5 protein-coding genes are annotated in these 5,886 nt (G+C 63.8%); 1 reads left to right on the top strand and 4 read right to left on the bottom strand.

The window, feature by feature from the left end:
* Positions 1-188: 188 nt before the first annotated feature.
* From KUO17_RS22700 to KUO17_RS22690, 3 genes are all read right to left on the bottom strand, one after another.
* On the bottom strand, positions 189-878 hold the full coding sequence (locus tag KUO17_RS22700; RefSeq protein ID WP_217977826.1) for a GNAT family N-acetyltransferase: 690 nt from the start codon (positions 876-878) through the stop codon (positions 189-191).
* A gap of 219 nt (positions 879-1,097) precedes the next feature.
* Positions 1,098-1,808, bottom strand: coding sequence for an N-acetyltransferase (locus KUO17_RS22695; protein WP_217977825.1), 711 nt, complete (start codon positions 1,806-1,808; stop codon positions 1,098-1,100).
* 145 nt (positions 1,809-1,953) lie between these two features.
* The gene (locus tag KUO17_RS22690) at positions 1,954-2,664 is read right to left on the bottom strand and encodes a GNAT family N-acetyltransferase (protein ID WP_255263740.1); all 711 of its coding nucleotides are present in this window, start codon (positions 2,662-2,664) and stop codon (positions 1,954-1,956) included.
* A gap of 355 nt (positions 2,665-3,019) precedes the next feature.
* Here KUO17_RS22690 and KUO17_RS22685 point away from each other — a divergent pair, with 355 nt between their 5' ends.
* A complete protein-coding gene (locus KUO17_RS22685; RefSeq protein ID WP_217977824.1) occupies positions 3,020-4,213 on the top strand; it encodes a sugar transporter in 1,194 nt (397 codons plus the stop codon).
* Positions 4,214-4,219: 6 nt separating this feature from the next.
* On the opposite strand, the gene KUO17_RS22680 is transcribed toward KUO17_RS22685, so the two are convergent.
* Positions 4,220-5,743 (bottom strand): FAD-dependent oxidoreductase, encoded by a 1,524-nt coding sequence (locus KUO17_RS22680; RefSeq protein WP_217977823.1) that lies wholly within the window; start codon positions 5,741-5,743, stop codon positions 4,220-4,222.
* Between the last annotated feature and the right edge of the window lie 143 nt (positions 5,744-5,886).

Below are 5,886 nucleotides of genomic sequence, written 5' to 3'. Positions count from 1 at the left end.
GTTTATGGATCGCACTCGGTGTATCCGGCGTCTGCATACACCGCGTTTTCTTCGCCATGCAACAGCTCGGCGACCTGTGTGACATCGGCCACATTGGCTGCGGTGCCATTTTGATCATTTGGTGGAGCCGTGGACATCTGAACCCGCGCCCCCACCAGCTTCAGTCAGAGGCGCCCAATCTCCCTCCATCAAGCGGTCGCAGCAGCCCCCTTCACCGGCCTAGCCTTACGCAACGGCTCCAACCTCGACCCCTCATACCTCGTCTCCCGAAAAAACTTCCACCGCCCAAACAGACAATAAACATGCGCAACCCGCCCCTGTTCGTGATACCCCATCCGCAGATGCAGCTTCATCGCCGGCACGTTATGCGTCTCCACCACATCCACCACCTTGTCGCACCCTTGCTCTTGCATCGCCCCCCACAGGTTCACCTGTGCATCCACCGACAAGCTGGTGCCGAAGTACGCCGGAATCATCTCCCCACCGAACTCGAAAAACTCCCCAGCCTTCACCGGGAACGTACAGCCATAATAATGACGGTCCAGATAGTCCCGCTTGCTGCCCCAGATAAACGCCACCGCATCCCCGGCGTCATCCAGGTACATGTGCCCGGTATGCCCCTCCCGCGCCAGCTCCGCCATGGTCTGCACGCGGTCGCCAAAATACCGGCTGAACGCTACCGCATTGTCTTCGGTAATCCGCTCCAGCCGCGCCGAGGGGTAGGGCTTGAGGTTATGCGGCGGCACGGCGCTGACCAGGTCGCGCTCCATCCACAGCAACTCCCAGTGGTAGAACACATGGCGCTCCCACAAGGTGTTGAACACGCGGCGCAGTCCTTTTTGTTTGATCTTGTCACGGACGTTCTGCAAAGCACGCATGGTGCCTCCTTGCCGGATAGGGCGGGTGTTGCGGTTGGGTTGGATGAAATGTTTTTCATGGTATAGCGCAGGCTGTTTGACGGTGTGTCAAAAAGCCATCGTCACGGTTGTATCAAAATATGTGTAACAGGAGCGGACAGCTCTACACCGCTGGTTAGCGGCGTAGTGCAGTTGATCGGAAAGGTCTGACGATTTTTTGACTGGTTTCTGGCGCTTGAATCAAGGCGCGCTGTTTTCAGGTTCGGCTTGACGATGCTTCGCAGCGCGTCTGGCGCGGGGTTGCAGGTGGGTCAGGCGCGAACCTGCGTAGCAGGACACGCGTGAAAAGCTCCAGCGACCGAAGAGTTTGTAGACGTGGGTGATGCGACCTTGCTCCTGGTAGTCAAGGTGCAGGTGCATCTTGACCGCCTGTACGTTATCCAGCGCCACCACATTGACGATGCGGGTGCAGCCCTTGCTCAGCATCGTTTCCCACAGCTCGAGCTGCGCCTGGGTTGAAAGCGTGGTGCCGAAATAGGCGCGGTCCACTTCGCCGGCAAACTGGAAAAAGTCTCCAGGCTGCACGGCAAAGCTGCAACCGTAGTAGTGCCGGTCATGATAGTCGCGGGTGCTGGCCCAGATCATGGCGACCGCATCGCCCGCCGCGTCCAGGTACATCAGGCCGGTGTGCCCTTGCTGGGCCAGCTCGTGCATGGCCTGCACATGCTGAGGGAAGTAGCGCTCGAAAGCGCCGGTGTTCAAGGGGGTGATGACGGCCCGCTGCAGGGGCGGGCAGGGGCGCGCAGGGCGTCGAGGCACGGCGGCACGTGGGTCTCGCTGCAACCACACCAATTGCCAGTGGCACAAGACATGGCGTTGCCACAGCGGGCGCAAGGCGCGGTACAGACCTTTGTGTCTGATGCGTTGGCGAACTTTTTCGATCAATGACATTGCGGACTCCGGCAGGCTGGCACTCAGGAGTGTCAGATTAAGCGGCTACCCCATGTTTGCTGCCATCGGGCGAATCATTAACCCCGGTAGGGGCCAAGCCCGGTGAATCGCATGTAGCTGTACCCCGCGCCGTAGTATGAAATCCTCAGACGTCCATATCCTGCGACTGGAGGGCAGGCTGGGCGGCGGCTCGCTTGGCGCGTGGGGCCAGGTGCGCCAGGCACGAGCCAGTGTAATGGCTCACGCGAGAGAAGTGCCAGCGGCCAAACAGTTTGTACGCATGGGTGATGCGGCCCTGCTCATGGTAGGCCAGGTGCAGGTGCATCTTCACGGCCTGCACGTTGTCCAGCGCCACCACAACGACGATGCGCGTGCAGCCTTTGGCAACCATCGCCGCCCACAGGTCGGCCTGTACCCGTGTCGACAGCCCGGTGCCGAAATAGGCACGCTCCACTTCACCCGCGAACTGAAAGTACTCGCCAGGCTGCACCGGGAAACTGCAGCCGTAGTAGTGTGTGTCGTGATAGGTGCGGGTGCTGGCCCACACCATGGCTACCGCATCGCCGGCCGGGTCCAGGTACATGTGGCCGGTATGGCCCTGCAGTGCAAGCTCGTGCATGGCCTGCAGTTGCTCGGGGAAATAGCGGGCGAAGGCGTCGGTGTTGTGCGGCGTGATGTCGACCAACTGCAGCGGTGGACACGGCCGCACGCGTTGGCGCGGCACGGCAGCGAGGGGGGCCCGGTACAACCACACCAACTGCCAGTGCTGGAACACATAACGGTGCCATAACGGGCGTAACGCGCGGCGCAGGCCTTTCTGTCTCAGGCGTTGGAGTAGTGAGGTGAATAGGCGCATACGGCCTCCTGGCAAGTTTGTTACTGAGAGCGTCCGATTAGGCGTTGGCCGAGAAAGGCTGACCATCGGAAAATTCAGTAGTCCTTGTAGGGCGCGGGACCAGTCGCTTACTACAGTGACTCTCGCCGCGCCCTGCGAGTTTCACTGGATGTGAAGGGGTGTGCCTTGTTGTCGCCCCCCGGCGCATGCCGTACCATCGGGCCAGCGAGTCGCAACTACCTACAACAACCTTCTGCAGCGCAACACCCAGGCCACTGGCCTATGGGTGCCTTTTGCCTGCGCGCCGTTTGGCGCGTCGGTTCACCTGACCGAAAGGCCGCGCCTGGCGCGTCGCCCTGGAGCCTTGCCCCGCCCGATGAATACCGACACCGATAGCCGTAACGGCAGCTGGCTCAGCGTTTTCGCGCTGGCCCTGGCGGCCTTCATTTTCAATACCACCGAGTTCGTGCCGGTGGCGTTGCTCAGTGATATCGGGCGCAGCTTCGACATGCCCACCGCCCAGGTCGGCCTGATGCTGACCATCTATGCCTGGGTGGTCTCGCTGGCGTCGCTGCCGATGATGCTGCTGACGCGCAACATCGAGCGGCGCAAGCTGCTGGCGTGCCTGTTCGTGCTGTTCATCGCCAGCCATGTGCTGTCGAGCATGGCCAACAGTTTCGGCATGCTGGTGTTCAGCCGCATCGGCATCGCGCTGGCGCATGCGGTGTTCTGGGCGATCACGGCGTCGCTGGCGGTGCGTGTGGCGCCGCCGGGCAAGCAGGCCAAGGCGCTGGGCGTGTTGGCCACGGGTACCACGCTGGCCATGGTGCTGGGTATTCCGCTGGGCCGCGTGGTGGGCGAAGCGCTGGGCTGGCGTACCACGTTCATGGGCATTGCCGGTGTATCGGTGCTGACCCTGCTGTGGCTGATGCGCTCGCTGCCGTGTCTGCCCAGCCAGAACTCCGGCTCGCTGCGCAGCCTGCCGATGCTGCTCAAGCGCCCGGCGCTGCTGTCGGTGTATGCGCTGGTGGTGCTGGGGATCACCGCGCAGTTCACCGCCTACAGCTATATCGAGCCCTTCAGCCAGCAGGTCGCGGCCATGAGCGGGGAGATGACCACGCTGTTGCTGTTGCTGTTCGGCGGTGCGGGGATCTTTGGCTCGATCCTGTTCAGCCATTTCAGCGAGCGTTTCCCGCGGGGCTTCTCGATTGGCGCGATCGGCACGCTGGCGGCGTGCTTGCTGCTGTTGGCCCCCCTGTCTGCCAACCCGACCCTGCTGTACGCACTGAGCATGGTGTGGGGCATGGGGATCATGTGCTTCAGCCTGGCGCTGCAATCGAAAGTGCTGGTACTGGCCTCGGACGCCACCGACGTGGCCATGGCCATGTTCTCCGGCCTGTACAACGTCGGCATCGGCGGTGGTGCGCTGCTGGGCAGCGTGGTCAGTACGCACATGGGCCTGGGCGAGATCGGTATGGTCGGCGGCATGGTCGCGGTCAGCGGCCTGCTGCTGTGCTGTATCACCACGTATCGCTATGCCGGTGCCTTGAGCGCCGACAAGGCGGCCTGAGTCTTTTTACCAGGGCTGCAGGGCGCGCTCGCTGAAGTAGCGCTCCAGTGCAACGGTGGTGGCCGAGGTTTCGGCCAGCGCCACATAGCTGTCGGGGCGCAGCAGGTACAGCGCGTTGCGCGCCAGGCCCGCCGCGGCATACGCCGAGCACCAGGGGAACACCTCCAGCGGCAGGTGGCGCGCAGCGCACCAGGCGCTCACTTCCTTGCTGGCCAGGCCGTACACCTGCACCTGCCAGCACAGGCGTGACAGCCCGGCGAAGTTGTCACGTTCGCCGGCGACCACCCACGGCATGCGGTCGCCGCCCTGCACGTGGCCGGCGCTGCCAAAGCTCAGGGGCATCAGTCGGTAGTTCAGGCTCAGTTGCGAGACCGTGCGAAACAGCAACCCGCGCGCCGCCCGCAATGCCGCCATGCGCGGGATCAGCACGGGCGCCAGGCGGGTGCGCAGCAGGTTGGCGATGCTGCCGTCGGCGGTGGCGAAGGTGAACACCTGGTCGGTGGTGGCCACCAGGCGCCGGGCGAAGGCCAAGCGCTCGATCGGGTAGCTGTCGAGCAGGGCATCGCCGGCCTTGCCCTTGATTACGCTGCACAGCTTCCAGGCCAGGTTGATCGCATCGCCGATACCGGTGTTCATGCCCTGGCCGCCGGCGGGGCTGTGCACGTGGGCGGCATCGCCGAGCAGAAACGCGCGGCGCTGGCGAAAGTGCTCGGCTACGCGGTGGTGCACGCGGTAGGTGGAGAACCAGTTGACCTTGAGAACTTCGATTTTCAGGTGATCGATCGCGCGCTGGCCGACGTCTTCGAAGCGCAGTTGCTCGGGCCGCTCGGCGCGTTCGTCGCGCACCGTGCCGATCAGCCGTGCGCGGCCTTCGCCGGCCAGCGGGAACACGGCCAGAAAGTCGGCTTCGTCGAGGTCTACGTGCAGTTCACCGTTGATGCTGGGGCCGATGGCGTCCACATCGGCCACATAGAACACCTGCTGGTAGGTACCGCCGGGGAAGCCGATGTTCAGGCCCTTGCGCACGGTGGAGCGGGCGCCGTCGCAACCGGCGAGGTAATAGGCGTCGCAGGTGGCTTCGCTGCCGTCGGGCAGGCGCAGGCGTGCGGTGACCGTGGTGTCGTGCTGGGTGAAATCGAGCAGTTCGGTGTTGCGCTCCACCTCGATGCCGAAGCCTTGCAGGCGTTCGATCAGCAGTTGCTCGTGCTGGTCCTGGGGGTAGATCTCGAGGAACGGGTAGGGCGTGAGGTCGGCGCCGATGCTGTTGAAGGGCAGGCGTGCGGCTGGTTGCCCCTTGACCCACAGGTTGGCGGCGGGCACCTGGTGGCCGGCGCTGACGATGGTGTCGGCCAGGTCCAGCTGGCGGTACAGCTCCAAGGTGCGAGCCTGCACGGCGAGGGCGCGGGAGGTGGTGCCGGGGGTGCTGGTCTTATCGAGGATGCGCACGCTGATGCCCAGTTTGCTCAGCCACAGGGCGAGTACCAGGCCGGTGGGGCCGGCGCCGATGATCAGGACGTCAGTGTGGGGCATGGCGTGGTCCTCGGGGAGGGGGCGATGGCACAGACAAGTGTAGATGGGGGTTGAGGGGGTGTTTGGTCCCTCCCGCGATATGTTGCCGAACTGACAAGGCTGACCTGACAGGCCGTGGTACGTTGCAGCAAATGTGGGAGCTG

The sequence above is a fragment of the Pseudomonas aegrilactucae genome, assembly GCF_019168305.1.
In the GTDB taxonomy this organism is placed as follows: Bacteria; Pseudomonadota; Gammaproteobacteria; order Pseudomonadales; family Pseudomonadaceae; genus Aquipseudomonas; species Aquipseudomonas aegrilactucae.
The sequence above is the reverse complement of the archived record's forward strand: the minus strand, read 5'-3'. Positions and strand labels throughout refer to the sequence as shown.

Excerpts from the sequence above, each read along its gene's own strand:
- KUO17_RS22680 (WP_217977823.1), bottom strand. The coding sequence starts at position 5,743 with ATGCCCCACACTGACGTCCTGATCATCGGCGCCGGCCCCACCGGCCTG.
- KUO17_RS22690 (WP_255263740.1), bottom strand. The coding sequence starts at position 2,664 with ATGCGCCTATTCACCTCACTACTCCAACGCCTGAGACAGAAAGGCCTG.
- KUO17_RS22700 (WP_217977826.1), bottom strand. The coding sequence starts at position 878 with ATGCGTGCTTTGCAGAACGTCCGTGACAAGATCAAACAAAAAGGACTG.
- KUO17_RS22685 (WP_217977824.1), top strand. The coding sequence starts at position 3,020 with ATGAATACCGACACCGATAGCCGTAACGGCAGCTGGCTCAGCGTTTTC.
- KUO17_RS22695 (WP_217977825.1), bottom strand. The coding sequence starts at position 1,808 with ATGTCATTGATCGAAAAAGTTCGCCAACGCATCAGACACAAAGGTCTG.